Source organism: Cupriavidus sp. H18C1 (assembly GCF_049311595.1).
Lineage (GTDB): Bacteria > Pseudomonadota > Gammaproteobacteria > Burkholderiales > Burkholderiaceae > Cupriavidus > Cupriavidus cauae.
This window is the reverse complement of record NZ_CP186008.1, coordinates 889,735-916,510: the sequence shown is the minus strand read 5'-3', so window position 1 is coordinate 916,510 and position 26,776 is coordinate 889,735. Positions and strand designations below refer to the sequence as shown.

The 26,776-nt window shown below is 69.5% G+C and carries 16 protein-coding genes and 5 pseudogenes; 10 read left to right on the top strand and 11 right to left on the bottom strand.

Annotation, left to right across the window (positions count from 1 at the left end):
* Positions 1-4 precede the first annotated feature (4 nt).
* The 6 genes and pseudogenes from OJJOAM_RS04300 to OJJOAM_RS04275 all read right to left on the bottom strand — a co-directional run bounded on the left by OJJOAM_RS04300 (position 5) and on the right by OJJOAM_RS04275 (position 6,679).
* Entirely contained in the window at positions 5-298 is a 294-nt protein-coding gene (locus OJJOAM_RS04300) for a YkvA family protein (protein WP_149317935.1), read from the bottom strand.
* Positions 299-537: 239 nt separating this feature from the next.
* Positions 538-1,690 (bottom strand): annotated as a pseudogene (locus OJJOAM_RS04295) (BMP family ABC transporter substrate-binding protein).
* Between the two features lie 143 nt (positions 1,691-1,833).
* On the bottom strand, positions 1,834-2,763 hold the full coding sequence (locus OJJOAM_RS04290) for an ABC transporter permease (RefSeq protein WP_422649492.1): 930 nt from the start codon (positions 2,761-2,763) through the stop codon (positions 1,834-1,836).
* Between the two features lie 16 nt (positions 2,764-2,779).
* The gene (locus OJJOAM_RS04285; protein WP_422648962.1) at positions 2,780-3,895 is read right to left on the bottom strand and encodes an ABC transporter permease; all 1,116 of its coding nucleotides are present in this window, start codon (positions 3,893-3,895) and stop codon (positions 2,780-2,782) included.
* Positions 3,888-5,468 (bottom strand): ABC transporter ATP-binding protein, encoded by a 1,581-nt coding sequence (locus OJJOAM_RS04280; protein WP_422648961.1) that lies wholly within the window; start codon positions 5,466-5,468, stop codon positions 3,888-3,890. The genes OJJOAM_RS04285 and OJJOAM_RS04280 overlap by 8 nt, the downstream gene beginning before the upstream one ends.
* A gap of 461 nt (positions 5,469-5,929) precedes the next feature.
* Positions 5,930-6,679, bottom strand: a complete 750-nt coding sequence (locus OJJOAM_RS04275; RefSeq protein WP_422648960.1) for a GntR family transcriptional regulator — start codon at positions 6,677-6,679, stop codon at positions 5,930-5,932.
* Between the two features lie 185 nt (positions 6,680-6,864).
* Between OJJOAM_RS04275 and OJJOAM_RS04270 the strand changes: the two genes are divergently transcribed.
* The 5 genes and pseudogenes from OJJOAM_RS04270 (at position 6,865) to OJJOAM_RS04250 (ending at position 14,686) form a co-directional block, all read left to right on the top strand.
* A complete protein-coding gene (locus OJJOAM_RS04270; protein WP_150084553.1) occupies positions 6,865-8,085 on the top strand; it encodes a pyridoxal-phosphate-dependent aminotransferase family protein in 1,221 nt (406 codons plus the stop codon).
* Positions 8,086-8,100: 15 nt separating this feature from the next.
* Positions 8,101-11,322 (top strand): annotated as a pseudogene (locus tag OJJOAM_RS04265) (FAD-binding and (Fe-S)-binding domain-containing protein).
* Positions 11,323-11,563: 241 nt separating this feature from the next.
* Positions 11,564-12,546: pseudogene (locus OJJOAM_RS04260) on the top strand (tripartite tricarboxylate transporter substrate binding protein).
* Between the two features lie 70 nt (positions 12,547-12,616).
* On the top strand, positions 12,617-13,153 hold the full coding sequence (locus OJJOAM_RS04255; RefSeq protein ID WP_422648959.1) for a tripartite tricarboxylate transporter TctB family protein: 537 nt from the start codon (positions 12,617-12,619) through the stop codon (positions 13,151-13,153).
* A 9-nt stretch (positions 13,154-13,162) separates the two neighbouring features.
* On the top strand, positions 13,163-14,686 hold the full coding sequence (locus tag OJJOAM_RS04250) for a tripartite tricarboxylate transporter permease (protein WP_422648958.1): 1,524 nt from the start codon (positions 13,163-13,165) through the stop codon (positions 14,684-14,686).
* Between the two features lie 125 nt (positions 14,687-14,811).
* Here OJJOAM_RS04250 and OJJOAM_RS04245 read toward each other — a convergent pair whose 3' ends face one another.
* Positions 14,812-15,747: a pirin family protein gene (locus tag OJJOAM_RS04245; RefSeq protein WP_422648957.1), complete on the bottom strand. Its 936-nt coding sequence runs from the start codon at positions 15,745-15,747 to the stop codon at positions 14,812-14,814.
* Between the two features lie 831 nt (positions 15,748-16,578).
* Between OJJOAM_RS04245 and OJJOAM_RS04240 the strand changes: the two genes are divergently transcribed.
* The 4 genes and pseudogenes from OJJOAM_RS04240 (at position 16,579) to OJJOAM_RS04225 (ending at position 20,150) form a co-directional block, all read left to right on the top strand.
* A complete protein-coding gene (locus tag OJJOAM_RS04240) occupies positions 16,579-17,295 on the top strand; it encodes an ABC transporter permease (protein WP_149317946.1) in 717 nt (238 codons plus the stop codon).
* Between the two features lie 23 nt (positions 17,296-17,318).
* Positions 17,319-18,236, top strand: a complete 918-nt coding sequence (locus OJJOAM_RS04235; RefSeq protein ID WP_422648956.1) for a glycine betaine ABC transporter substrate-binding protein — start codon at positions 17,319-17,321, stop codon at positions 18,234-18,236.
* Between the two features lie 51 nt (positions 18,237-18,287).
* A complete protein-coding gene (locus OJJOAM_RS04230; RefSeq protein WP_174781386.1) occupies positions 18,288-18,938 on the top strand; it encodes an ABC transporter permease in 651 nt (216 codons plus the stop codon).
* Positions 18,935-20,150 (top strand): annotated as a pseudogene (locus OJJOAM_RS04225) (betaine/proline/choline family ABC transporter ATP-binding protein). Before OJJOAM_RS04230 ends, OJJOAM_RS04225 begins: the two are co-directional and overlap by 4 nt.
* Positions 20,151-20,249: 99 nt before the next feature.
* Here the strand turns inward: OJJOAM_RS04225 and OJJOAM_RS04220 are convergent.
* The 4 genes and pseudogenes from OJJOAM_RS04220 to OJJOAM_RS04205 all read right to left on the bottom strand — a co-directional run bounded on the left by OJJOAM_RS04220 (position 20,250) and on the right by OJJOAM_RS04205 (position 25,056).
* Positions 20,250-21,170: a hypothetical protein gene (locus tag OJJOAM_RS04220; protein ID WP_422648955.1), complete on the bottom strand. Its 921-nt coding sequence runs from the start codon at positions 21,168-21,170 to the stop codon at positions 20,250-20,252.
* 340 nt (positions 21,171-21,510) lie between these two features.
* Positions 21,511-23,088: an aldehyde dehydrogenase (NADP(+)) gene (locus OJJOAM_RS04215; protein WP_422648954.1), complete on the bottom strand. Its 1,578-nt coding sequence runs from the start codon at positions 23,086-23,088 to the stop codon at positions 21,511-21,513.
* Between the two features lie 127 nt (positions 23,089-23,215).
* Positions 23,216-24,133 (bottom strand): 5-dehydro-4-deoxyglucarate dehydratase, encoded by a 918-nt coding sequence (gene kdgD, locus OJJOAM_RS04210; protein ID WP_223129683.1) that lies wholly within the window; start codon positions 24,131-24,133, stop codon positions 23,216-23,218.
* Between the two features lie 169 nt (positions 24,134-24,302).
* Positions 24,303-25,056 (bottom strand): annotated as a pseudogene (locus OJJOAM_RS04205) (FadR/GntR family transcriptional regulator).
* 176 nt (positions 25,057-25,232) lie between these two features.
* On the opposite strand from OJJOAM_RS04205, the gene gudD reads away from it, so the two are divergent.
* The gene (gene gudD / locus OJJOAM_RS04200; RefSeq protein ID WP_422648953.1) at positions 25,233-26,585 is read left to right on the top strand and encodes a glucarate dehydratase; all 1,353 of its coding nucleotides are present in this window, start codon (positions 25,233-25,235) and stop codon (positions 26,583-26,585) included.
* Positions 26,586-26,776: the final 191 nt, after the last annotated feature.

Genomic DNA, 26,776 nt, shown 5'->3' with positions numbered 1-26,776 from the left:
GCGCTCAGCGCGGCCGGACCGTGGTCGCTGCCGACCGCATCTGCGCTTGCCGCAGGATGTGCGGCGGCAGGCGCTTGAGGATCAGGTGCACCGCCAGCGGGATCAGCACCAGGTCATCGACGATGCCCAGACCGGCGACCACGTCGGGGATCAGGTCGATCGGCGACAGCGCGTACAGCACCACGCCGATCACCGCCGGCTTGAGCCAGCCGGGCGCGTCCGGGTGCCGCAGCGCATGCCAGAGCAGGCGCCCATCGCGCCGCGCGAGCGTCCAAAGCGCCGAGAATCGTTTCCACATGAGAGGCCTCCTTCACACTGTGCACCCGCGGCTAGAAATGCGCGGCACGACAACAGGATAGCTTGGGCCGATCGGGCCGGGTTCAAGTTCCCGGGGGATATGTGGTGAAGGGTAGGGAGGGGTTTGCTGCCCTCTCCCGCGCGGCGGGAGAGGGGAGGACTACTAGGGAAAACTACGAGGGAGAACTACGAGGGGGAGCTACGAGAGAGAACTACGACGGCGAGCGCTGTCGATCGCCATCAACCCGGAATCTGCCCCTCCACACCCTCGACATAGAACTTGATGCCGTGCAGGAACTTGTCGTCGGCGACCTGGCCTTCGGCGAGCTGCTGCTTGCCGGTGTTGTCCTTGATCGGACCCTTCCAGATCGGCGAGCTGCCCTCGATGATGCCGCGGCGGCGCTCGGCGACCAGCGCCTTGACGTCCTCGGGCACGTCGGCGTTGAAGCCGGTCAGGTCGATCATGTTTTCCTTCAGGCCCCCACCAGGTGGTGCCATTGGTCCACTGGCCGCTGAGCACGTCGCCGACCACCTTGTTGTAGTAGACGCCCCACGAGATCACCGACGCCGCCAGGTGGGCCTTCGGACCGAACTTGCTCATGTCGCTATCCCAGCCGAACGCGTGCACGCCCTTTTCCTGCGCGGTCTGCACCACGGCGGCCGAGTCGGTGTTCTGCATCAGCATGTCGACGCCCTGGCCGATCAGCGTGGTCGCGGCCTCGCGCTCCTTGCCCGGATCGAACCACTTGTTGACCCAGACCACCTTGACGGTGGCGTTCGGATTGACGCTGCGCGCGCCGAGCGCGAACGAGTCGATGTTGCGGATCACCTCGGGGATCGGCACCGAGGCGACCACGCCCATCTTGCCGGTCTTGCTCATCTTGCCCGCGACCACGCCGGCGAGGTACGCGCCCTCGTAGGTGCGCACGTCGTACTGGGCCAGGTTCTCGGCGGTCTTGAAGCCGGTCGCGTGCTCGAAGCGGACGTCCGGGAATTCGCGGGCGACCTTCAGCATCGACTCCATGTAGCCGAAGGTCGTGCCGAAGATCAGCTTGTTGCCCTGGCTGGCCAGGTCGCGGAACACGCGCTCGGCGTCGGCGGCCGACTCGGGCACGTTCTCGACATAGGTGGTCTTGACCTTGTCGCCGAACTTCTCCTCGACCGCCTTGCGACCGCGGTCGTGCGCATAGGTCCAGCCGGCGTCGCCGACTGGTCCGATATAGACGAAGGCGACCTTCAGCGGCTCGCCCGGCTGGCCCGCGGCGGCCGGGGCAGAGGCGGCGCCCGGCGCGGGCTGCTCGGCCTCCTTCTTGCCGCAGCCGGCCAGCGTGACGGCCGCCAGCAGCGTGGTGGCGGCCAGCGTCGCGAGGGACTTCCTGCGCGTGACGTTCATCGATTTCTCCTTGTGTTGAATGTGCGAATGCATGCGGGATATATGCGGAAGCATGCGGGATGCCAGGCGGGTTGGCTCTGCTTGCAGACGGCGGGCGCGGCCCCGCGGCGACCCCTGTTCGCCGCGCCGCCGATCGAAACGGTTCAGGCGTTGCCCGGGCGGAACGGCCGTCCCAGCGACGCCGGCATATTCAGGCGGATCCACGCCGGATTGCGCGAGATCAGCGCCAGCACGACGATGGTGGCCGCGTACGGCAGCATCGACAGGATCTGCGACGGCACCGAGACGCCGATGCCCTGCAGGTAGAACTGCAGGATCGTCACGCCGCCGAACAGCCAGGCGCCGACCAGCACGCGGCCGGGCCGCCAGGTGGCGAAGGTGGTCAGCGCCAGCGCGATCCAGCCGCGTCCGGCGACCAGGTTCTCGACCCACATCGGCGTATAGACCAGCGACAGGTAGGCGCCCGCCAGCCCGCAGCAGCCGCCGCCGAACAGCAGCGCGGCGAAACGGATCCAGCGCACCGGATAGCCCAGCGCGTGCGCCGACTCGGGCGATTCGCCGATCGCGCGCAGCGTCAGGCCGGCGCGCGTGCGGAACAGGAACCACATGATCGCCAGGCACAGCAGCACGCTGACATAGACCATCCAGTGATGCTGAAAGAAGGCCGGGCCGACGAAGGGCAGGTCGGCCAGGCCCGGGACCTTGCTGCCCTGCGCGGGCATCGCATGGCCGACGAAGCGCTGGCCCATGAAGGCCGACAGGCCGGTGCCGAAGATCGACAGCGCCAGGCCCGTGGCAACCTGGTTGGTGGCCAGCACCAGCGCCAGCCAGGCGAACAGCGTGGCCATCGCCATGCCGGCGAGCGCGCCGGCGACGAAGCCGAGCAGCGGTGACTGGGTCTGGTAGCCGACCATGAAGCCGAACACCGCGGCGACCAGCATCATGCCTTCGGCGCCGAGGTTCAGCACGCCGGCGCGTTCGTTGATCAAGAGGCCGAGCGCGGCCAGCAGCAGCGGCGTGCCGGCATTGATCGCGGTGGCGATGAGGGGGAGCGAATTGTTCCATGGGGATATCGGTGGGGCCGGGGGACTATCGGGCGGCCGCCGCGCGCCAGCGCAGGCGGTGGTCGATCAGGCTGTCGCAGGCGAGCAGGAAGAACAGCAGCATCCCCTGGAACACCCAGCCGATGGCCGACGGCAGGCCCAGGCGCGATTGCGCCATCTCGCCGCCGATATAGAACAGCGACATCACGATGCCGCCGAACACCGCGCCGACCGGATGCAGCCGGCCGACGAAGGCGACGATGATCGCGGTGAAGCCGTAGCCCGGCGAGATCGACGGCAGCAGCTGGCCGATCGGTCCCACCACCTCGAAGGCGCCGGCCAGCCCGGCGAAGCCGCCCGAGATCAGCAGCGCCATCCACAGCGAGGCGCGCGCCGAGAAGCCGGCGTAGCGCGCGGCCGACGGCGCGGTGCCGCCGACCTGCAGCCGGTAGCCCGCGAAGCTGCGGAACAGGAACACCGTCATCACGGCCACCAGCACCAGCATCACCACGAAGCCCGCATGCAGCCGCGAGCCCGACATCAGGTTGGGCAGCAGGAACTCCGCCGAGAACACCTTGGACTGCGGGAAATTCATGCCCTGCGGATCCTTCAGCGGGCCGTTGACCACGTAGAGGATCAGCTGCTGCGCGATATAGGTCAGCATCAGCGAGACCAGGATCTCGTTGGCGTTGAAGCGGTCGCGCAGCAGCGCGGTGATGCCGGCCCACAGCATGCCGCCGGCGATGCCGGCGAGCGAGGCCAGCACCAGCACCGCCGTGCCGGTCGTGGCGCTCGCCTGCTGGCCCGGCACATCGAACCACAGCACCGTCGCCGCGGCGAAGATGCCGCCGAGGATCAGCTGCCCTTCGGCGCCGATGTTCCAGACGTTGGCCCGGTAGCAAACGGACAGCCCGAGCGCGCACAGCACCAACGGCACGGTTTTCAGCAGCACCTCGCCGAGCGCGCGCTTGTCCTTGACCGGATCGACCAGGAAGACCTTCAGCGCGGCCATCGGGTCCTTGCCGAGCAGCACGAACAGCAGCGCGCCGAAGGCGAGCGTCAGCGCCAGTGCGATCACCGGCGAGGCATAGGCCATCGGGCGCGAGGGCAGGCCGCGCGGGGCCAGCGACAGGGGAAAGGCGAAGCCAAGCGATTTAGCCATGGACGCGCGCCTCCGCGACGTCTTGCCGGCCTTCGTCCTGGCCGCCCGGTCCGCCTTGCCACAGCCCGCTCATCCACAGGCCGATCTGTTCGCGCGTGGCGTCTTCCACCGGAATCGACGGCGACAGCCGGCCCTTGGCGATCACGTGCAGCCGGTCGCAGATCGCGAACAGCTCGTCGAGCTCTTCCGAGACGACCAGGATCGCGCAGCCGGTCGCCTTCAGCGCCAGCAGCTCGTTGTGGATCTGCGCGGCGGCGCCGACGTCGACGCCCCAGGTCGGCTGCGCGACGATCAGCACGCCGGGGCCGCTCTCGACCTCGCGGCCGACGATGAACTTCTGCAGGTTGCCGCCCGACAGGCTGCGCGCCAGCGCGTCCGGGCCGCCGGCCTTGACGCGAAAGCGCTGGATGATCGCGGCCGCGAGCCCGGCCGCCGCCTTCGGCGAAACCAGGCCGCGCCGGACATAGGGCGGGTCCTGGTGCGACAGCAGCGTATTGTCGGCCAGGCTCATGCCGGGCACCGCGCCGCGGCCGAGCCGCTCCTCGGGCACGAAGGCCAGGCCCGCGCGCCGGCGGGCGCGTGCATCGAGCCTGCCGACCGGCTTGCCGTCGAGCGCGATCGCGTCGCGCGCGGCGCGCGTGTCCTCGCCGGACAGCGCCGCCAGCAGTTCCTGCTGGCCGTTGCCCGACACGCCGGCGATGCCGACGATCTCGCCGGCATGCAGGTCCAGCGCGATGCCGTCGAGCGCGGTGGCGAAGGCGTGCGCGCGCGGCAGCGACAGCTCGCGCACCGCCAGCCGCAGCGCGCCGCGCGGCGTGGCCACGCGCGCCTCGCGCGGCGGCTCGCCGCCGATCATCATGCGCGACAGCGAGGCCGCGCTTTCCTGGCGCGGATCGCAGACGCCGGTGACCCGGCCCATCCGCATCACGGTGGCGCGATGGCACAGCGCGCGGATCTCGTCGAGCTTGTGGCTGATGTAGAGAATGCTGGTGCCTTCGTCGGCGAGCTGGCGCAGCGTGACGAACAGCGTCTGCACCGCCTGCGGCGTCAGCACCGAGGTGGGCTCGTCGAGGATCAGCAATTGCGGCCGCGCCAGCAGCGCGCGCACGATCTCGACGCGCTGGCGCTCGCCTACCGACAGCGTATGCACATGGCGCTCGGGCTCGAGCGGCAGGCCGTAGCGCGCGGCCGTCTCGCGGATGCGCGCGGCCAGCGCCTTCATCGAGGTGCCGCCGCGCTGCGCGGCCGGCAGGCCGAGCGCGATGTTCTCGGTCACGGTCAGCGTGTCGAACAGCGAGAAATGCTGGAACACCATCGCGATGCCCAGGTCGCGGGCGTCGTGCGGGCTGTCGATGACGACCGGCGCGCCGTTGAAGTGCATCTGGCCGGCATCGGGCTTGACCGCGCCGAAGATGATCTTCATCAGGGTCGACTTGCCGGCGCCGTTCTCGCCGAGCACGGCATGGATTTCGCCGGGGGCGACGGTCAGCGAGACGTCGTCGTTGGCGGTCACGCCGGGATAGCGCTTGACGATATGGGCAAGCGTCAGCCTGGTGGGGAAGTTGGATGTCACTGAGGCGGCTCTGGTTATAAGGGCGGCTTCGTCCGTCGGCACTGCGCGGCACCGGGCAAACCGCAGCGGAGCGGCGCCACGGCACGGCGGCAGCGATCAGCAGTGAACAGCGGCAAGGCGTCGGCCAGCATGGCCGGCGCGCCTGGCGGCGTCATCACGGAAGCGTAATGCCTGTTATCAGGTCGGGATTATATAAGTGCGCGGGTCCCGGAACGGCCGATCTGGCCGCCGATGCAGGCCCCGCAACGGCTGGCGGACGGTTGCAAGTCGCATGCCGGGTGGGATGTGAGGGGGAAGGTCGAGGCAGCGCCCGTGTGCCGCCGCGCGAGCGCAGGCCCGGCGAGCGACAGCAGGTCCGGCGAGCGAGGACGGGCCGGGCGAGGCAGGCCCGGCAAGTGCAGGCCTGGTCAGCGTGAAGGCAGGCCCGGCGAGCGCGGGCCTCCAATGGCAGGACGGCGCGCTCAGGCCGCCGAAGCCGGGGCGTCCGTGCCCTCGCCGGGCGAGGCGGTCGCCAGCGAGCCCTGCATCACCGCCTCGCGCTTCTCCAGCAGATGCTGGCGCAGGATCGCCGCGAGGCGCTTGCCGTCGCGCGCTTCCAGCGCCTGGATCATGGCCTCGTGGTCCTGCACCGCGCGGTCCCATTTCTGGGTCTGCTGGTTGGAGCGGAAGCGCAGCGCCTTGAGCCGGCGGTTGATAGACAGGTAGGTCTGGCGCAGCACGCCATTGCGCGCGGCCGCGTTGATGCGGTCGTGGATCTCCTGGTTGCGGCTGTAGTAGCCCGACAGGTCGTTCTGCGCGCGGCAGGCCAGCATCGCGTAATGCAGCGCCTTGATCTGCGCCAGCTCGGCCGGCGTGATGCGCTCGCAGGCTAGTTCGCCGGCAAACGCTTCCAGCCCGGCCATCAGCTCGAAGGTCTCCCAGATCTCGGCCTCGGTCATGCGCGACACGCTGGCGCCGCGGTTCGGCGAGATCTCGATCAGGTTCTCGGCGGCCAGCACCTTGAACGCCTCGCGCAGCGGCGTGCGCGAAATCCCCAGCGTCTCGCACAGCTCGCGCTCGTTGAGCTTCATGCCGGGCTTGAGCACGCCCTCGGTGATGAACTTGCGCAGGTGCTCGACCACGGTGTCGTGCAGGCGCTGGCGCTCCAGCCGGGGCAGCAACGGGGTCGCGCCGCTGTCGGGCAGCGGTTCCCCTTCGGCGGAATTTTGCATTCAAAGTCCTTATCCGTGATGTCCCGGCCATTCTAGCGCACAGTCGCGTGGAACTGTCCCGCAGCCCGCATGGTGCCGGCAATCCGGGTAAACGAGCGCGCTTGCGGGGCAATTTCCGCTTGGGATCGCCGGGGCCGGCTGCTAGAGTATTTTGAATTCAAAATTCAACAAGGAGGCACCCGCCCATGATTTCGCTCGATTTCCACCCCGCCGGCCGCCACTTCCTGCAGATTCCCGGACCGAGCCCGGTACCGGATCGCATCCTGCGTGCAATCAGCTATCCGACCATCGACCATCGCGGGCCGGAATTCGGGGCGCTCGGGCGCAAGGTGCTGGCCGACATCCGCAAGATCTTCAAAACCGAGCACCCGGTGATCATCTATCCGGCCTCGGGCACCGGCGCCTGGGAGGCCGCGCTGTCGAACACGACCAGCCCCGGCGATACCGTGCTGATGTACGAGACGGGGCATTTCGCCACGCTGTGGAAGTCGATGGCCGAGTCGCTGGGCCTGCAGCCGGAATTCCTCGGCCTGCCCGGCATCGAGGGATGGCGGCGCGGCGTGCAGCCCGACATGATCGAGGCGCGGCTGCGCGAGGACAGCGGCCATCGGATCCGCGCGGTCTGCGTGGTCCACAACGAGACCTCGACCGGCGTGACCTCCGACATCGCCGCGGTGCGCCGCGCGATCGATGCGGCCGGCCATCCGGCGCTGCTGATGGTCGATACGATCTCGGGCCTGGCCTCGGCCGACTATCGGCACGACGAGTGGGGCGTGGACGTGACGGTGTCGGGCTCGCAGAAGGGCCTGATGCTGCCGCCGGGCATCAGCTTCAACGCGCTGTCGCCGAAGGCCATCGCCGCCAGCAAGGCAGCGCGCATGCCGCGCAGCTTCTGGCGCTGGGACGAGATCATCGAGGCCAACAAGAACGGCTACTGGCCGTACACGCCGAACACCAACCTGCTGTATGGCCTGTCCGAGGCGCTCGACATGATCCTGGAGGAGGGGCTGGACAACGTGTTCGCGCGCCACCAGCGCCTGGGCGAGGCGACCCGCCGCGCGGTGCGCGCCTGGGGCCTGGAGATCCAGTGCGCCGATCCGGCCGTCTACAGCCCGGTGCTGACCGGCGTGATGATGCCCGAGGGCGTCGACGCCGACGCGGTGCGCAAGCGCATCTACGAACGCTTCAACATGTCGCTGGGCCAGGCGCTGGGCAAGATGCGCGGCAAGATGTTCCGCATCGGCCATCTCGGCGACTGCAACGACCTGACGCTGATGGCGACGCTGTCGGGCTGCGAGATGGGGCTGAAGCTGTCGGGCGTGCCGCTGCAGGGCAGCGGCGTCGCCGCGGCGATGGAGTACCTGACCTCGCATGCCGACACGCCGGCGCTGAAGGCCGCCGCCTGAGCGGATGGAGCTGCGATGACGGATCCGTCCACGCGTCTGGCCTCCACGTCGGCCCCTTCGTTGGCGTCGTCGTTGCCCGCCACGCCGCTCGTCAAGCCGCTGCACTTCGTCCGCTCGGAGGGCGGCCCCGGCTCGCCGCTGGCGGCGCGGCTCAAGCGCGAACTGCGCGGCGACGTGCTGTTCGACCGCGCCAGCCGCGGCCGCTATGCCATCGACGCGTCGATCTACCAGATCATGCCGGTCGGCGTGGTGGTGCCGCGCGACCAGCGCGACCTGCTGCTGGCGCTGGAGATCGCACGCGACGCGCATGCGCCGGTGCTGGCGCGCGGCGCCGGCACCAGCCAGTGCGGCCAGACCGTCGGCGAAGCGCTGGTGATCGACAACAGCAAGTGGCTGAACCAGGTGATCGACTTCGATCCGGTCGCGGCCACCGTCACGGTCGAGCCCGGCATCGTGCTCGATCACCTGAACGCCTGGCTCAAGCCGCACGGGCTATGGTTCCCGGTCGACGTCTCCACCGGCGCGCAATGCACGATCGGCGGCATGGCGGGCAACAACTCCTGCGGTTCGCGCTCGCTCGCCTACGGCAACATGGTGCACAACGTGCTGGCGATCGACGCGGTGCTGGCCGACGGCGCGCAATGCCATTTCGGTTCGCTGGCGCAGGCACCCACCGATCCGCGCGTGCAGGCCATGCTGCAGCAGCTGCGCGCGATCGCCACGCGCGAGCGCGACGAGATCGCCGAGCGCATGCCCAAGGTGCTGCGCCGCGTCGCCGGCTACAACATCGATCTGTTCGACTGCCAGAATCCGCGCGCCTATACCGACGACGGCCACGCCAACCTGTCGCACCTGCTGGTCGGCTCCGAAGGCACGCTGGCCTACAGCCGGCAAATCACGCTGAAGCTCGCGCCGCTGCCGACGCACAAGGTGCTGGGCGTGGTCAATTTCCCGACCTTCTACCAGGCGATGGAAATGACCCAGCATATCGTCGGGCTCTCGCCGGTCGCGGTCGAGCTGGTCGACCGCACGATGATCGACCTGTCGATGGCCAACCCGGCCTTCCGCCCGGTGATCGCGTCGGCGCTGCGCGGTGAGCCGCAGGCGATCCTGCTGGTCGAGTTCGCCGGCGAGGATGCCGCCGCCCTGCGCGCCGACCTCGATGCGCTCGACGAGCTGATGGGCGATCTCGGCCTGCCGGGCTCGGTGGTCAAGATGCCGGACGCCGGCGCGCAGAAGGCGCTGTGGGAAGTGCGCAAGGCGGGCCTGAACATCATGATGAGCATGAAGGGGGGACGGCAAGCCGGTCTCCTTCATCGAGGACTGCGCGGTGCCGCTGCCGCACCTGGCCGAGTACACGCGCCGGCTGACCGAGGTGTTCCATCGCCACGGCACCGAGGGCACCTGGTATGCGCACGCCAGCGTCGGCACGCTGCACGTGCGGCCGATCCTGGACATGCGCCGCGACGGCGCCGGGAAGATGCGCGCGATCGCCGAGGAGGCGGCGGCGCTGGTGCGCGAGTACAAGGGCGCCTATTCGGGCGAGCACGGCGACGGCCTGTGCCGCGGCGAGTGGGTGGCCTGGCAATACGGCCCGCGCATCCATGCCGCCTTCGGCGAGATCAAGGCGCTGTTCGATCCGGACAACCGCTTCAACCCCGACAAGATCGTGCGGCCGCCGAAGATGGACACGCGCGAGCTGTTCCGCTTTCCGCCGGGCTACCAGCGGCTGCCGCTGCAGCCGGCGCTGGACTGGTCGGCCTGGAACGTCAGGCGCGATCCGCTGAGCGGCGAGGAAACGCCGCCGGGCAGCGGCGACGACCGCACCGGCGGGCTCGCCGCCGCGGTCGAGATGTGCAACAACAACGGCCACTGCCGCAAGTTCGACGCCGGCACCATGTGCCCGAGCTACCGCGTCACGCGCGACGAGCAGCATGTCACGCGCGGCCGCGCCAACACGCTGCGGCTCGCGGTGTCGGGCCAGCTCGGCGAGGAAGGACTGGCCAGCGAGGACGTCAAGGCGGTGCTCGACCTGTGCGTGTCGTGCAAGGGCTGCAAGCGCGACTGCCCGACCGGCGTCGACATGGCGCGGTTCAAGATCGAGGCGCGACACGCGTGGGCGCAGCGCCACGGGCTGACGCTGCGCGATCGGCTGGTGGCCTTCATGCCGCGCTATGCGCCGCTGGCGAGCCGGATGCCCGCGCTGATGACACTGGCCGACCGGATTCCGCTGCTGTCGGCGTGGGCCAGGCGCGCGCTCGGCTTCGCGCCGCAGCGCAGCCTGCCGCGCTGGCAGCGTTCGTTTCTGTCGACGATTGCGCGTGCCGGCCGCGGCGATGCCACCCCGGCCACTGCCGGCGCCGGTGCTGCGACGGACACCGCTTCCCTGGCCGCTTCGATGCACGATCCGTTGCACGGTCGGTTGCACGACCCGGCCGCCGGGGGGAAACCGGGAGGTGGTGCTGTTCGTCGACACCTTTAACAACCACATGGAGCCCGAGAACGCGCGCGCCGCGCAGGCCGTGCTCGAAGCGGCCGGCTACACCGTGCATCCGCTGATGCGGCCGGGCGAGCGTCCGCTCTGCTGCGGCCGCACGTTTCTCGCGGCGGGGCTGGTCGAGCAGGCGCGCCGAGAGGCGCGGCGCCTGCTCGACGCGGTGCAGCCCTTCGTTGCGCGCGGCGTGCCCATCGTCGGGCTCGAGCCCTCGTGCCTGCTGTCGCTGCGCGACGAATTCCTCGGCTACGGCTATGGCGACGAGGCGGCGCGCCTGGCGGCGAGCGCCTTCCTGTTCGAGGAATTCCTGGTGCGCGAGCGCCAGGCGGGGCGCCTGAGCCTGAAAGCACTGGCACTGCAGCCGCTGCCGCAGCGCGAGGCGCTGGTGCACGGGCACTGCCACCAGAAGGCCTTCGACGCCTTCACGCCGGTGCAGACCGTGCTGGGCTGGATTCCCGAGCTGAAGGTGTCGCCGGTCAATTCGTCGTGCTGCGGCATGGCGGGCAGCTTCGGCTACGAGGCCGAGCACTACGAGGCCTCGATGGCGATGGCCGAGCTGTCGCTGCTGCCGGCGGTGCGGGCGCGCGCGGACGACGCGATCGTGGTCGCCGACGGCACCAGCTGCCGGCATCAGATCGCCGATGGCGCCCACGCGCAAGGCGTGGCACGTGGCGCGGGTGCTGGCGGCCGCGCTGGCGCAGCGGACGGACGGTGCAGCGGCGGGCGCGGGGAAGGACAGATAGCGCAGACCGATCGTGCAGACGGATGGCACAGCAAGGAGCGGAACAGCAGCAGCGGGACAGCAGGGAGAGAGCAGCAGCACAGGGAGGACAGGCCGGCACCGTTGCCGTGCCGGCGCCAGACCCGTCCGCCGCACAGACCGCGACAAGGCCGCTGGACGGCCGGCACGCGGCGGACCGATGTGACATTCCAACGAGGAGACAGGCAATGCAAAGCAAGCACAGCAAGCAGGGCAAGCGTTCGATGCTGGCGTTCGGCGCCGTCGCGCTCGCGATCGGCGGCGCGCCGGCCGCGGCATGGGCATGGGAGCCGACCAAGCCGGTCGAGATCGTCGTGCCGTTCAGCGCCGGCGGCGCGTCCGACCAGATGGCGCGCTCGATCCAGAGCATCATCGCCAAGCACAAGCTGATGAGCCAGCCGGTGATCGTGGTCAACAAGGCCGGCGCCAGCGGTGCCGAGGGCCTGATGGACACCAAGGCGTCGCAGGGCAATCCGCACAAGCTGCTGGTGACCTCGTCGGCGCTGTACACGGTGCCGATGGTCAGCCACCTGCCATTCAGCTGGCGCGACCTGACGCCGATCGCGATGGTGGCGCAGGACGAGTTCGTGCTGTGGACCAACGCCGAGGCGCCGTACAAGACCGTCGCCGAATTCGTCGAGGGCGCCAAGGCCGGCGCCGGCAAGGTCAAGATGGGCGGCACCAGTTCCAAGCGCGAGGACCAGATCATCACCACGCTGATCCAGAAGAAGACCGGTGCCAAGTTCATCTACGTGCCGTACAAGGGCGGCGGCGAGGCGGCCACGCAGCTGTCGGGCAAGCACATCGACGCCAACGTCAACAACCCTCCGAATCGATCGGCCAGTGGCGCGCCGGCGAGCACCGCGCGCTGTGCGTGTTCGCGCCCGAGCGGATGGGCTACACCACCAAGGTCACCCAGTCGCAGAGCTGGCGCGACGTGCCGACCTGCAAGGAGCAGGGGCTGGACGTCCAGTACCAGATGCTGCGCGTGTTCATGATGCCCGGCGGCATCACGCCCGATCAGCAGAAGTACTACGTCGAGCTGATGCGCAAAATCGTCGCCACGCCGGAGTGGAAGGAGTATCTGGAGCGCAATGCGCTCAAGAGCGAATTCCTCGCCGGCAAGCCGCTCGAGGACTTCCTCGCCCGGGACGAGAACGCGCACCGCGACATCCTGAAGGAAGCCGGCTTCATGGCCGCGCGCTGATCCGGCACCGCCAACGACGCGCGGCCGGCTCGACGCGGGCCGCCGCGCGCACCGACTGGGAGAGTTTTCGATGGAAACACAGCAAGAGCATGCGGCCGCCGCCGGCGTCGACCAGGACGCGGACGCCGACGCGCGCGGCGTGTCGCTGCGCGCGGTCGAGCTGGTGGTGGCCGCGCTGCTGCTGGCGGGCGCCGCGGTGGTGATCTGGAGCAACCACCGCATCGGCGCGGGCTGGGCCGCCGACGGCCCGGAGGCCGGCTACTTTCCGCTGCGCGTCGGCGCGATCGTGCTGGTGTGCAGCCTGGCCGTGGCATGGCAGGCCTGGCGCACGCCGGCCGACGCGATCTTCGCCAGCTGGCAGCAACTGCGGCAGGTCTGCGTGATCCTGCTGCCGCTGTCGGTCTACGTCGCGCTGATCGGCTGGCTCGGCATCTATGTCGCGTCGGCGATCTTCATCGCCGGCTTCATGATGGCGGTGGGCAAGGCCGAATGGTGGCGCGCGGTGCTGCTGGGCGCGGGGATCAATCTGGTGCTGTTCTGGATCTTCGAGATCCAGTTCCGGGTGCCGCTGCCGAAGGGCCCGCTGGAAGCGGCGCTCGGCTTCTAGGAGGGCACCATGGAGGAATTCAATGCGCTGATGCACGGCTTCTCGGTCGCGCTGTCGTGGCAGAACATCGGCCTGATGTTCGTCGGCATCCTGCTCGGCATCGTGGTCGGCGTGCTGCCCGGGCTGGGCGGCCCCAACGGCGTCGCGATCCTGCTGCCGCTGACGTTCTCGATGGATCCGACCTCGGCCATCATCATGCTGTCTTGCATCTACTGGGGCGCGCTGTTCGGCGGCGCGATCACGTCGATCCTGTTCAACATCCCGGGCGAGGCGTGGTCGGTGGCGACCACCTTCGACGGCTATCCGCTGGCGCAGCGCGGCGAAGCGGGACGGGCGCTGACCTCGGCCTTCACCGGTTCGTGCCTGGGCGCGATGGCCGGCGTGCTGTTGATCACCTGCCTGGCGCCGCTGGTGGCGAAGTTCGCGCTGCGCTTCGGGCCGCCCGAGTATTTCGCGGTCTATCTGCTGACGTTCTGCAGCTTCGTCGGCATGGGCAAGGAGTCCAAGCCCAAGATCCTGATCGCGATGTGCGTCGGCTTCCTGCTGGCGGCGGTCGGCATGGACACGGTCTCCGGCACGCTGCGCATGACCTTCGGCTCGACGGAGCTGCTGCGCGGCTTCGACTTCCTGGTGGCGGTGATCGGGCTGTTCGGCATCAGCGAGATCCTGATGACGATGGAGGAGGGCGTGGCGTTCCGCGGCAAGCAGGCGCGCATCGACCTGAAGGTGGTGCTGCGCACCTGGGCCGAGCTGCCGCGCTACTGGATGACGGTGCTGCGCTCGTCGGCGATCGGCTGCTGGCTCGGCATCACGCCGGGCGGCGCCACCGCGGCGTCGTTCATGGGCTATGGCGTGGCCAAGCGGATGGCGCGCGATCCGGACTCGTTCGGCAAGGGCAATATCGAGGGCGTGGTCGCGCCCGAGACCGCCGCGCACGCGGCCGGCACCAGCGCGCTGCTGCCGATGCTGGCGCTGGGCATTCCCGGCTCGGCGACCGCCGCGGTGCTGCTGGGCGGGCTGATGATCTGGGGCCTGCAGCCGGGGCCGCTGCTGTTCCAGGAGCAGGGACCGTTCGTCTGGGGGCTGATCGCCAGCATGTACCTGGGCAATATCGTCGGGCTGCTGGTGGTGCTGTCGACGGTGCCGCTGTTCGCCGCGATCCTGCGCATCCCGTTCTCGATCATCGCGCCGCTGATCCTGGTGGTCTGCGCGATCGGCGCCTATACGGTCAACAACGCGCTGTTCGATGTCTGGCTGATGCTGGGCTTCGGCGTGATCGGCTATGTGCTGAAGAAGCTCGACTATCCGCTGGCGCCGCTGGTGCTCGCGCTGGTGCTCGGCGACCGCGCCGAGGACGCGTTCCGGCAAACGATGCTGGTCTCGTCGGGCTCGCTCGACATCTTCTGGTCCAACGGGCTGGTGGGCACCATCATGACGCTGGCCATCCTGGTGCTGATCTGGCCGATGATCGGCGACCTGCGCGCGCGGCTGCGCAAGGGCAAGGGCGTGGCGGCGGTGGAGGGGAACGGGTAAGGGCCGGTGTAAGTCTGCCCTCTCCCCCGGCCCCTCTCCCGCAAGCGGGAGAGGGGAGCAAAACCGCGGCATGTCAGGGGTCGGTGGAGCTTCTCCCCTCTCCCGCTTGCGGGAGAGGGCCGGCCTTACCCCGCGCTCTGCACCTTCCCCTCGAACCGGCCGTCGCGGAAGTCGCTCAGCGCCTGGTGGATCTGCGCCTCGCTGTTCATCACGAACGGCCCGTACTGCACGATCGGCTCGCCCAGCGGCTTGCCGGCGATCAGCAGGAAGTGCGCATCCTGCGTGGCCTTGACGATCACGCCGTCGGCATCGGCCTCGTTGGCCAGCACGCCCATCCGCTGCGCGTCGAGCGCGGCCAGCGCATCGCCCTCGCCGACGCTGACCTCGCCCCGATACACATAGACGAAGGCGTTATGCCCGGCCGGCAGGGCCTGCGCGAACGATTGCCCGGCCGGCAGCGCGACGTCCAGGTACAGCGGTTCGGTGACGGGCCGCGTCATCGCGCCCTGCACGCCGTGCGAAGCCCCGGCCAGCACGCGCACCACCGCGCCGCCCGGCAGCGCGACGGTCGGGATCGCCGCGGCCGGCAGGTCGCGGTACCACGGTGCCATCATCTTGTCGCTGGCCGGCAGGTTCAGCCACAGCTGGAAGCCCTCCATGCGGCCGTCCTGCTGCTCCGGCATCTCCGAATGCACCACGCCGGCACCGGCCACCATCCATTGCGCGCCGCCGTTCTCCAGCAGGCCCTCGTTGCCGGCGCTGTCGCGATGGCGCATGCGGCCGGCCAGCATGTAGGTGATGGTCTCGAAGCCGCGATGCGGGTGGGCCGGAAAGCCGCCGATGTAGTCGTCGGCCCGGTCGGTGCCGAAGGCGTCGAGCATCAGGAACGGGTCCAGCCGGCGCTGCAGGTTCTGCGTCAGCACGCGGGTCAGCTTGACGCCGGCGCCGTCGGAGGTGGCGATGCCGCGCACCACGCGGTCGATGGTGCGGGTGCGCTGCACCGATTCCTCGGCGGTGGCCGGGACGGTGGTGACGTCGTTCGGGTTGCGGATGTCGTCCATGTCGGATCTCCTGTGTCTTGGCGAGCGGCGCCTCGCGCCGCGTTACCCAGTCAATGTAAGGGTTTGGCGGAAAAGCGGTAGCCGGGCGAAGGGCAAAAGAGCGTTCCGTGTGCAGGACGATCGATGTTTGTTTGTGAACGGGAATGGAACGCGAAGGGATCGGGAAGGGTGGCCGTGACGGCCGTTTTCGGCGGCCCGGGATGCGCCAAAATGACGCCCGAAAGCCGCCCGTTACCGACCGGGGTGACAAGATCGCTGAAGTTGGTTAGAATAGCGACCTCTTTGCCATCCGTTGTTGCAAATTAGCCGCTTGAGCTTCGCGCTCGCCGCGGCCGATTCGTGACCACGGCCGATTGATCCGGCGGCGCGTCGGAACCTTCAATTTTGCGCTGCCACTGGCCTGCGAGGTCGTAACCGACCATCCGCGACCGTCCGCGAGTTGCCCGGCTTGTTGCCGACCATCCGCCGACCGTCGCGCCGACCCGCAGCGCCGCGCCAGGGCCGCTGGCGCCCGCCCGTTCCGGGTGGCCCCGCGGTCCGTCACCGGGCTCCCGTCGCGTCGCACCCTTTGCGGCAATGGGCGCCCCCCGTCCGTCCGCCGGCATCCCGCCGGTCATGGCGGACAGCACCAATCTAGCCTGGACCCGGCCGGGTCCGCCGCCATGGCGCATGTCCCCATCGGGTCCCGCCATTGCGCTGGTCCGTTGCCGTCGTCCCTTCATGGACCGCCGTCGCGGCCGTCGCGCCTTGCCGCGCCGCGCTTTTGCCGCCGTCCGTCGTCGACCGGCCGATCCGCCGATCGACGACGCCGGCCGGCTTACGGGAGGAAAGATGTCTCTGCGAATCTGGCGTGGACTCGGCTGGGCCGGTTTCATCGTGTTGGCACTGGCGGGCCTGCTGGCCTGGGTCGGCGTCGACACGATCGCCGAGCACCGCGAACGCCTGCTCTACGACGTGGCCGATCACCTGCGCCTGGTGGCGTGGTCGATGGCCCTGGCGCTCGCCACCGGCGTGCCCGCCGGCATCCTGCTGTCGCGCCCGGCGCTGCGGCGCTGGGCCGACCGGCTGATGCAGGTCTTCAATATCGGCAATACCGTGCCGTCGCTGGCGGTGCTGGCGCTGTCGCTGGCCGTGCTCGGCATCGGCGAGCGGCCCGCGGTGCTGGCGCTGTGGCTGGCCTCGCTGCTGCCGATCGTGCGCAACACCTGCGAGGGGCTGCGCGGCCTGCCGCCCGCGCTGCTCGAAGCGGCCAAGGGCATCGGCATGACGCCGCGCCAGCGGCTGCTGCGCGTCGAGCTGCCCAACGCGATGCCGGTGATCCTGGCCGGCGTGCGTACCAGCCTGGTGATCAACGTCGGCACCGTGCCGCTGTCGTTCCTGATCGGCGCCAACAGCCTCGGCGAACTGATCTTCCCCGGCATCTACCTGAACAAGCCGTCGCTGCTGCTGCTGGGCGCCGCGGCCACCGCGCTGCTGGCGCTGGCGCTCGACGCGCTGTTCGCCGCGGGCGGACGCTTCTACCTGCGCCGGCGAGGGCTGGCGGCATGAAGGGGAACCTCAAGGAGAACACCATGACGCTGATTCGATCGCTTCGTCCGCGCACGTGGCTGGCCGCGCTGCTGAGCATCGCCGCGCTGCTGGCGAACGCCCCCGCGGCGGCCGCCGATCCGGTGCGCGTGGGCGGCAAGAATTTCACCGAGCAGCTGATCCTGTCGTCGATGACCTCGCAGTACCTGCGCGCCAAGGGCCTGACCACCGAGCTGACCGCCGGACTGGGCAGCACGCTGATGCGCCAGGCGATGGAGAGCGGCCAGCTCGACGTGGTGTGGGACTACACCGGTACCGCGCTGATCGTGTTCAACCGCGTCGAGGAAAAGCTCGACGCCGAGCAGAGCTACGCCCGCGTCAAGTCGCTCGATGCGGCCAAGGGCCTGGTCTGGCTGCAGCCTTCGACGATCAACAACACCTATGCGCTGGCGATGCCGCGCCACCGCGCCGAAGCCGCCGGCGTGAGCTCGCTGTCCGAGCTCGCGGACAAGATCCGCGCCGACGGCGAGGACAAGCGCCATGCCTTCGCGGTCGACATGGAGTTCGCCGCGCGGCCCGACGGCCTGGAGCCGCTGAAGGCCGCCTACGGGCTGCCGTGGACGCGGCGCGACGTGATCCAGCTCGATCCGGGCCTGGTCTACACCGCGCTGCGCAACGACCAGGTCCAGACCGGCCTGGTGTACGCCACCGACGGCCGCGTCAAGGGCTTCGACCTGGTGCTGCTGCGCGACGACAAGGGCTTTTTCCCGGCCTACCAGGCGGTGCCGGTGGTGCGCAAGGCGGTGCTCGACGCGCATCCGCAGCTGGCCGAGCTGCTGAACGCGCTGGCCGCGGCGCTCGACAACGCGTCGATGACGGAGATGAACTACCGCGTCGACATCGAACAGAAACCGGTCGATGCCGTCGCGGCCGACTTCCTGCGCCAGCACGGGCTGATCTGACGCCCCGGCCGGGACGCCCACGGACAAAGCACGGACAAACACGAACAATCCATGGACCTGATTTCCTATCTGCAACACAGCTGGCCGACGCTGCTGAAGATGACCGGCGAGCATCTCGCGCTGGTCGGCGCGGCGGTTGGGCTGGCGATCCTGATCGGGGTGCCGCTCGGCATCCTGGCCACGCGCTGGCGCTGGCTGGCCACGCCGATGATGACGCTGGCCACGGTGGTGCTGACGATCCCGTCGATCGCGCTGTTCGGGCTGATGATCCCGGTGTTCGCGCGCTTCGGCCACGCGCTCGGCTACCTGCCGGCCGTCACCGCGGTGTTCCTGTATTCGCTGCTGCCGATCCTGCGCAACACCTATGTGGCGCTGGCCGGCATCGACAGCGGCATCCAGGAGGCCGGGCGCGGCATCGGCATGACCACCTGGCAGCGCATGCGGCTGGTCGACCTGCCGCTGGCGGTGCCGGTGATCCTCGGCGGTGTGCGCACCGCGGTGGTGATGAACATCGGCGTGGCGACCATCGCCGCGCTGATCGGCGCCGGCGGCCTCGGCGTGCTGATCCTGCAAGCGATCAGCCAGAGCAATATGAGCAAACTCGCGGTGGGCGCCGTCCTGGTCAGCCTGCTCGCCATCGTGGCGGACGCGTGCCTGCAATGGTTGCAGCGCGTGCTGACGCCCAAAGGAATCCGCACATGATCGAACTGGACCAACTGAGCAAATCGTTCACGCAGAAGGACGGCGCGCTGGTGCGCGCGGTCGACTCGGTGTCGCTGACGGTGCCGCGCGGCGAGATCTGCGTGTTCCTCGGCCCGTCGGGCTGCGGCAAGACGACCACGCTGAAGATGATCAACCGGCTGATCCCGCCGACCTCGGGCCGCGTGCTGATCGAGGGCGAGGACACCGCCGGCATCGACGAGGTCGCGCTGCGCCGCAAGATCGGCTACGTGATCCAGCAGATCGGCCTGTTCCCCAACATGACGATCGAGCAGAACATCACCGTGGTGCCGCGCCTGCTGGGCTGGGACAAGCAGCGCTGCCGCGAACGCGCGCGCGAGCTGATGGCGATGGTGCAGCTCGATCCGAACCGGATGCTGTCGCGCTATCCGCGCGAGCTGTCGGGCGGCCAGCAGCAGCGCATCGGCGTGATCCGCGCGCTCGCCGCCGACGCGCCGGTGCTGCTGATGGACGAGCCGTTCGGCGCCGTCGATCCGATCAACCGCGAGAGCATCCAGAACGAATTCCTGCAGATGCAGCGGCAGCTGGGCAAGACCGTGATCATGGTCTCGCACGACATCGACGAGGCGATCAAGCTGGCCGACAAGGTCGCGGTGTTCCGCGCCGGCAAGCTGGTCCAGTTCGATCATCCCGACGCGCTGCTGGCGCATCCGGCCGATGAGTTCGTGCAGGCCTTCGTCGGCCACGACAACACGCTCAAGCGGCTGCTGCTGGTGCGCGCCGGCGATGCCGCCACCATGGGCGCGACCGCCACGCCCGAGATGCCGCTGGCGCAGGCGCTGGCGCTGATGGACGACGCCGACGTGCGCTACCTGCCGGTGCTCGATGGGGGGCCAGCGCGCGCTGGGCTATGTGGCGCGCCGCGACGCGCGCAATCCGGCCGCGGGCAAGCACGCCTGCGGCGACGTGCTGCGTCCGTTCGCCGCGACCGCGGCCTTCGACGAGCACCTGCGCATCGTGCTGTCGCGCATGTACCAGCACAACACCAGCTGGCTGCCGGTGGTCGATGCCGAGGGCGTCTATCTGGGCGAGGTCACGCAGGAATCGATCGCGGGCTACCTGAGCTCGGGTCGCTCGCGCAGCAGCGGCATGGCCGCGCCCGGCACGGCCATCGCCCCGCCGGCTTCGGCTTCCGCGGCCAGCGCCGGGGCGCCGCTGCGCGCGGCCGCTTGAAGGGCACGGTGAAGGGCAGGGTGAAGGGCAGGGTGAAGGGCAGGGCGAAGGGCAGGGCGAATGGCAGGGACCTGAGCGCCCGCGGCACGGCGCCGCGCGTCAGCGCAGCTTGCCGGGGCGTTCCATCGACGACCCGGCCAGCATCTTCTTGACCGCGTCGATAGCCGCTTCGAGCTGCTCGCGGCAATGCAGGGAATCGGCGGTCTCGCGCACCCGCCACATCAGTTCCTTGCGCAGATGCCCCAGCGGCGTCTTGTAATAGGTGTGCTCGGTGAAATCGGCGTTGATCATCGCCGGGTTGATGTAGAGGCGATGGCCCCGCGCGCGCAGATCGGCGTGGAAGCCGATGTGCTCGTTGACTTCCCCGCCGTTGGCATCGACGCCGACATAGCGCCCGGTCACGAAGGCCTCGCGCCGGTAGACCGCGAAGCCGCCGAACGCCGACTCGACCTCGATCGGCGCGGCATCGACGGGCACCCGGACCTGCTTGGACGCGACGCACATTTCGATCGCCTGGCGATGGCCGACCACCGCGGCCATCTCGCGATACGCCGCCCAGCAATCCACCGGCGCCCAGACCGGATGCCGCAGCGCCCAGATATCGTAGTAGGCCAGCCGCTGGTTGGCCGTCATCCCGCTCCAGTCGACATCGCTGCGCCAGCAGCTGAGCACCGCCTCGGCGCTCAGCTGGTGATTGACGTTGTCGAGGTCGGCGCCCATCACGTAATCGATATGGCGATAGCGCGGGTCGCTGGCCAGGCGCTCGACATAGACGTTGCGGCAGACCGCGATGCGGTCGCATCGGATCGGATGGCGATCGCGCAGCACGCCCATCGATTCGAAGGCAAAGCCGGGCACCTGCGCGGCGAGCTGCCGCAGCTGCTGCACCGAGTCGTCCGTCGAATCGCTTTCGACCACCAGGAAGCTGAGCGAGGCGAAGCCGGACAGCACGCTGCGAAAGCGGGCCACTTCCGCCGCGATGGTCGCGCTGCAGTTGCGCACCGGTCCGACCACCACCACATGGGCGGCGGCAGGAGGGGATGCGTTCGGCGCGCGGCGGAGCGTTCATGGTGGCGATCCTCGGTCGTGGGCGGAAGACGCGTGACGGTGACGACGTCACTGTACGTAGGCTTCTCGCCGGCGACTGTGGGGTGGCTCGCACAGCCGCGCGCCGGGCCAGGGGATAGCCGTGGGCAGGCCTGCGTGGCAGAGGGCGCCACGGTGGTGCCCTCTGCGGCAAGGCTCGTTTCGGACCCGCTTCAGACGCGATTGAGACGCGCTTCTGATGCGGTCGAGACGCGCTGGAAACGCGCGTCGGCGGCGCTTGAGACGCGCGCTTGAGGCGCGCATCAGCCGTGCATCAACCGCGCGTCAGCTCGCCGTCGCGCAGGCGCCAGAGTCCCAGCGGATTGTCGTCGCGCAGCGCCGGCGGCAGCAGTTCGCCGGGCACGTTCTGATAGCAGACCGGACGCAGGAAGCGCGCGATCGCCGCGGCGCCGACCGACGTCGTGCGCGCGTCCGAGGTGGCCGGGAACGGGCCGCCATGCACCATCGCGTACGAAACTTCAACGCCGGTCGGGTAGCCGTTGAACAGCACCCGTCCGGCCTTGCGCTCCAGCACCGGCAGCAGTTGCCGCGCGGCGGCGTGGTCGCCGGCGTCGGCGTGCACGGTCGCGGTCAACTGGCCTTCCAGGCTGCGCGTCAGCGCGGTCATCTCGTCGATATCCCGGCAGGTCACCAGCACCGAAGACGGACCGAACACCTCGGCCTGCATCCGATGGTCGGCGATGAACTGCGCGGCGCTGGTCTCGAACATCGCGGCGCAGGCCTGGTTCGGGCCGTTGCCGGCCAGGCCCGTGCCGATGCGCTGCAGGCCGTTGATCTCGCCGAGCTTCTCCACGCCTTGCTGATAGGCCTGATGGATGCCCGGCGTCAGCATCGTGCCGGCGGGCTTGCCGCCCAGCGCCTGCACCGCGGCCGCGCGGAAGGTGGCCAGCGCCGGGCTGTCGATCGCGATCACCAGGCCGGGATTGGTGCAGAACTGGCCGACCCCCATCACCAGCGAATCGATCAGCTCGGCGGCGATGCGTTCGCCGCGCGCGGCCAGCGCCTCGGGCATCAGGAACACCGGATTGATGCTGCTCATCTCGGCATAGACCGGGATCGGCTGCGGCCGCTGCTGCGCCACGCGCGTCAGCGCCAGGCCGCCGCCGCGCGAGCCGGTGAAGCCGACCGCCTGGATCGCCGGATGCGCGACCAGCGCGGTGCCGATCTCGTTGCCGGCGCCCAGCACCAGCGAGAACACGCCTTCGGGCAGGCCGGCGTCGGCCACCGCCTGCTGAATCACGCGGCCGACCAGCTCGGAGGTGCCCAGATGGGCGGGGTGCGATTTGGCGACGACCGGGCAACCCGCGGCCAGCGCCGACGCGGTATCGCCGCCGGCCACCGAGAACGCAAGCGGGAAGTTGCTGGCGCCGAACACCGCCACCGGGCCCAGCGCGATGTTCTGCATGCGCAGGTCGGGACGCGGCGGCGTGCGCTCGGGCAGCGCGCTGTCCCAGGTGGCCTGCTGCCAGCGGCCGTCGCGTAGTACGTGGGCGAACAGACGCAGCTGATTGGCGGTGCGGCCGCGTTCGCCCTGCAGCCGCGCGAGCGGCAGGCCGCTCTCGCGATGGGCGCGTTCGATCAGCGTGTCGCCGAGCGCCTCGATGCCGTCGGCGATGCGCTCCAGAAAGGCGGCGCGCTGTTCCGGCAGCGTGTTGCGGAAGGCGTCGAAGGCCTGTTCGGCCAGCACGCAGGCACGGTCGACCTCGGCCGCGCCGCCGCCATGGAAGTCGGGGCCCAGCGTCGCGCCGGTGGCGGGGTCGATCGCCTGCAGCACGGCGTCCTGGCCGCGCACGGCGCTGGCGCCGATCAGCATCTCTCCGGTGATCTTCATTGGCTTCTCCTGAAAACGTCGATGGCGCAGCGGCCGCCGTGGTTGAACACCTGGGCAGCCGTTGCGCCGGGGGCTGGATGGCGCGCGCCGTGCCGGCATGGCCGGCCGCGGGCGCGCTCGAACAGCGTTACTGGCCGCCGACCTTGTCGATCAGGCGCTGCAGCATCGCGCATTCCTCTTCGCTCAGATCGGTCAGCGGCGCGCGCACCGGGCCGGCGTCATGGCCGACCAGGCGGGCGCCCGCCTTGATGATGCTGACCGCGTAGCCCTGCTTGCGGTTGCGGATGTCGAGGTAGGGCAGGAAGAAGGTATCGATCAGGCGGCCGACGGTCTCGTGATCCTCGGCGGCGATGGCGCGATAGAAGTCCATCGCGGTCTTCGGGATGAAGTTGAACACCGCCGACGAGTAGACCGGCACGCCCAGCGCGCGATAGGCGGCGGCGTAGACCTCGGCCGTCGGCAGCCCGCCCAGGTAGGCGAAGCGCTCGCCCAGCCGGCGACGAATCGACACCATCAGTTCGATGTCGCCCAGGCCGTCCTTGTAGCCGATCAGGTTCGGGCAGCGCTCGGCCAGCCGTTCCAGCTGCACCGCGTTCAGGCGGCACACCGCGCGGTTGTAGACGATCACGCCGCAGGACACCGAGCGGCAGACCGCCTCGACGTGGTTGGCGATGCCTTCCGGGCTTGCCTCGGTCAGGTAGTGGGGCAGCAGCAGCACGCCGTGGGCGCCCAGGCGCTCGGCCTCCTGCGCATAGGCGATCGCCACGCGGGTCGGGCCGCCGGCGCCGGCGATGATCGGCACCTTGCCGCGGCAGGTATCGACCGCGGTGCGGATGATGTCGCTGTACTCGTTGGGAGCCAGCGAGAAGAACTCGCCGGTGCCGCCCGCGGCGAACAGCGCGCTGGCGCCGTACGGGGCCAGCCATTCGAGGCGCTTGGCGTAGGAGGCCGCGGCGAAGTCGCCATTGGCGTCGAAATCGGTCACCGGGAACGACAGCAGGCCGGCGCTGATGATCTGTTTGAGGTCTTGGGGGTTCAGGGACATGGTGGTTTCCGATGAAAAGGCCGGGCGGCGTGCCCGAATGCGCAACGTGGGTCGGTGACGGCGCCGCGGTAGGGAAGCGCCATTCGATGGCCGCCATCATAAGACATCGTACAACTACGGCGCAAGGGGGCTGGCGCCGGGGGTTAACCCTCGGCGCCGTGTATCGGGATCAGGCTGGGGTGCTGGCGGCCGCGGCCGAGGCCTTGCGCAGGCGTTCGCGGCTGTTGGTCAGGTGCATGCGCATCGCCGCCTTGGCGCCGTCGGGGTCGCGGCGCTCGATCGCGTCATAGATGCTGTCGTGCTCGAAGTTGACCCGTTCCAGATATTGCTCGCGGTCGCCGGGCGTCACGTGCAGCCGGCCGCGCGGAATCACCGAGGCGCCCAGATGGCCCAGCATCTCGCTGAAGTAGCGGTTGCCGGTGGCGCGCGCGACGGCCAGGTGGAAGGCGAAGTCCGATGCGACCGAATCGCCCCCCGGAAGCGGCGGTGCGCTTCAGTTCGTCCAGCGCGCGCCGCATCTCGGCCAGATCGGCGTCGCTGCGCCGCACGGCCGCCAGGCCGGCGGCTTCGGCCTCGATGCTGACGCGGAATTCCAGCATCGCCAGCACGTCCATCGCCGTGACCATGGCCGACGGATCGATGCGGAAGGGGGAGGCCGATTCGGCCGGGGGCGGGGTCAGCACGAAGGTGCCGATGCCGTGGCGGGTCTCGACCAGGCCGCTCGCCTGCAGGCGCGACAGCGCCTCGCGCACCACCGTGCGGCTGACGCCGAGCGTGGCCATGATTTCCGATTCGGTGGGAAGCTTGTCGCCGGGGCGCAGCGTGCCCTGGCGAATGCTGTCGGTCAGGCTGGCGACCGCTTCTTCGGCCAGCGTGCGGCCGCGGCGGCGAAGCGGAGTGGGGGCCAAGGTCGAGGCTTTCATAGGGTAAGTACGGTGCTTGACCGGTTCTGGAACGGCTCATTATACTGCGTCGTAAGTTATACGACGACTGATAACCGACTTTACCCCATCCTGCCTCGTTCGGCCATCCGGTGTGCCATCCGATGCGTGACGGGACGGGTGACAAAGCCATCCGAGACAGCATTCCGAGACGCCTCATGACAGACCAATCGATCTCCGCGCCGGGCGCCACGCCCGTCGTCACCGAACTGACCGTGATCCCGGTCGCCGGCCACGACAGCATGCTGATGAACCTGTCGGGCGCCCACGGTCCCTTCTTCACGCGCAATGTCGTGCTGCTCAAGGACAGCGCCGGCCGTACCGGCGTCGGCGAGGTGCCGGGCGGCGAGGGCATCCGGCAGACGCTGGAGGACGCCCGCCCGCTGGTGGTCGGCCAGCCGATCGGCGCCTACCAGGCGGTGCTGAACCGCGTGCGCCAGGCCTTCGCCAGCCGCGATGCCGGCGGGCGCGGCCTGCAGACGTTCGACCTGCGCATCACGATCCATGCGGTCACCGCACTGGAAGCGGCGCTGCTCGACCTGCTGGGCAAGCACCTGGACGTGCCGGTCGCCGCGCTGCTCGGCGAAGGGCAGCAGCGCGATGCCGTCGAGATGCTGGGCTATCTGTTCTATATCGGCGACCGCACGCGCACCACGCTGCCGTATCGCCAGGAGGCCGATGCCGACGATGCCTGGTTCCGGCTGCGCAACGAGGAGGCGATGACGCCCGAGGCGGTGGTGCGCCTGGCCGAGGCCGCCTACCAGCGTTATGGCTTCAACGACTTCAAGCTCAAGGGCGGCGTGCTGCGCGGCGACGAGGAGATGGAAGCGATCGTCGCGCTGGCCGAGCGCTTCCCCAAGGCCCGCATCACGCTCGATCCGAACGGCGCCTGGTCGCTGGCCGAGGCGGTCCGGCTGTGCCGCGACAAGCATGGCGTGCTCGCCTACGCCGAGGACCCGTGCGGTGCCGAGGACGGCTATTCGGGCCGCGAGATCATGGCCGAATTCCGCACCGCCACCGGGCTGCCGACCGCGACCAACATGATCGCCACCGACTGGCGGCAGATGGGCCACGCGGTGCGGCTGCAGTCGGTCGACATTCCGCTGGCCGATCCGCACTTCTGGACCATGCAGGGCTCGGTGCGCGTCGCGCAGATGTGCGCGGAGTGGGGGCTCACATGGGGCTCGCATTCGAACAACCACTTCGACATCTCGCTGGCGATGTTCACCCATGTGGCCGCGGCCGCGCCGGGGCGTGTCACCGCGATCGACACGCACTGGATCTGGCAGGACGGCCAGCGCCTGACACGCGAACCGCTGAAGATCGAGGGCGGCATGGTGCAGGTGCCCAAGCGCCCCGGTCTCGGCGTCGAGATCGACATGGTCGAGCTGGAGAAGGCCCATCAGACCTATCGCAACATGGGACTGGGCGCGCGCGACGACGCGGTCGCGATGCAGTTCCTGATCCCGGGCTGGAAATTCGACAACAAGGCGCCGTGCATGGTGCGGTAGCGGGATTCGGCGGCATGGCCGCCGGCATCCGAAACGCCATCATCGAAGCGACGACATCGAAGCGACGACATCGAAGCGACGACATCGAAGCGACGACATCGAAACGACGACATCGAAGCGACGACATCGAAGCGACGACATCGAAGCGACGACATCGAAGCGACGACATCGAAACGACATCATCTAACGAC

Excerpts from the sequence above, each read along its gene's own strand:
- OJJOAM_RS04300 (WP_149317935.1), bottom strand. The coding sequence starts at position 298 with ATGTGGAAACGATTCTCGGCGCTTTGGACGCTCGCGCGGCGCGATGGG.
- OJJOAM_RS04285 (WP_422648962.1), bottom strand. The coding sequence starts at position 3,895 with ATGGCTAAATCGCTTGGCTTCGCCTTTCCCCTGTCGCTGGCCCCGCGC.
- OJJOAM_RS04275 (WP_422648960.1), bottom strand. The coding sequence starts at position 6,679 with ATGCAAAATTCCGCCGAAGGGGAACCGCTGCCCGACAGCGGCGCGACC.
- OJJOAM_RS04270 (WP_150084553.1), top strand. The coding sequence starts at position 6,865 with ATGATTTCGCTCGATTTCCACCCCGCCGGCCGCCACTTCCTGCAGATT.
- OJJOAM_RS04255 (WP_422648959.1), top strand. The coding sequence starts at position 12,617 with ATGGAAACACAGCAAGAGCATGCGGCCGCCGCCGGCGTCGACCAGGAC.
- OJJOAM_RS04250 (WP_422648958.1), top strand. The coding sequence starts at position 13,163 with ATGGAGGAATTCAATGCGCTGATGCACGGCTTCTCGGTCGCGCTGTCG.
- OJJOAM_RS04245 (WP_422648957.1), bottom strand. The coding sequence starts at position 15,747 with ATGGACGACATCCGCAACCCGAACGACGTCACCACCGTCCCGGCCACC.
- OJJOAM_RS04240 (WP_149317946.1), top strand. The coding sequence starts at position 16,579 with ATGTCTCTGCGAATCTGGCGTGGACTCGGCTGGGCCGGTTTCATCGTG.
- OJJOAM_RS04235 (WP_422648956.1), top strand. The coding sequence starts at position 17,319 with ATGACGCTGATTCGATCGCTTCGTCCGCGCACGTGGCTGGCCGCGCTG.
- OJJOAM_RS04230 (WP_174781386.1), top strand. The coding sequence starts at position 18,288 with ATGGACCTGATTTCCTATCTGCAACACAGCTGGCCGACGCTGCTGAAG.
- OJJOAM_RS04215 (WP_422648954.1), bottom strand. The coding sequence starts at position 23,088 with ATGAAGATCACCGGAGAGATGCTGATCGGCGCCAGCGCCGTGCGCGGC.
- kdgD (WP_223129683.1), bottom strand. The coding sequence starts at position 24,133 with ATGTCCCTGAACCCCCAAGACCTCAAACAGATCATCAGCGCCGGCCTG.
- gudD (WP_422648953.1), top strand. The coding sequence starts at position 25,233 with ATGACAGACCAATCGATCTCCGCGCCGGGCGCCACGCCCGTCGTCACC.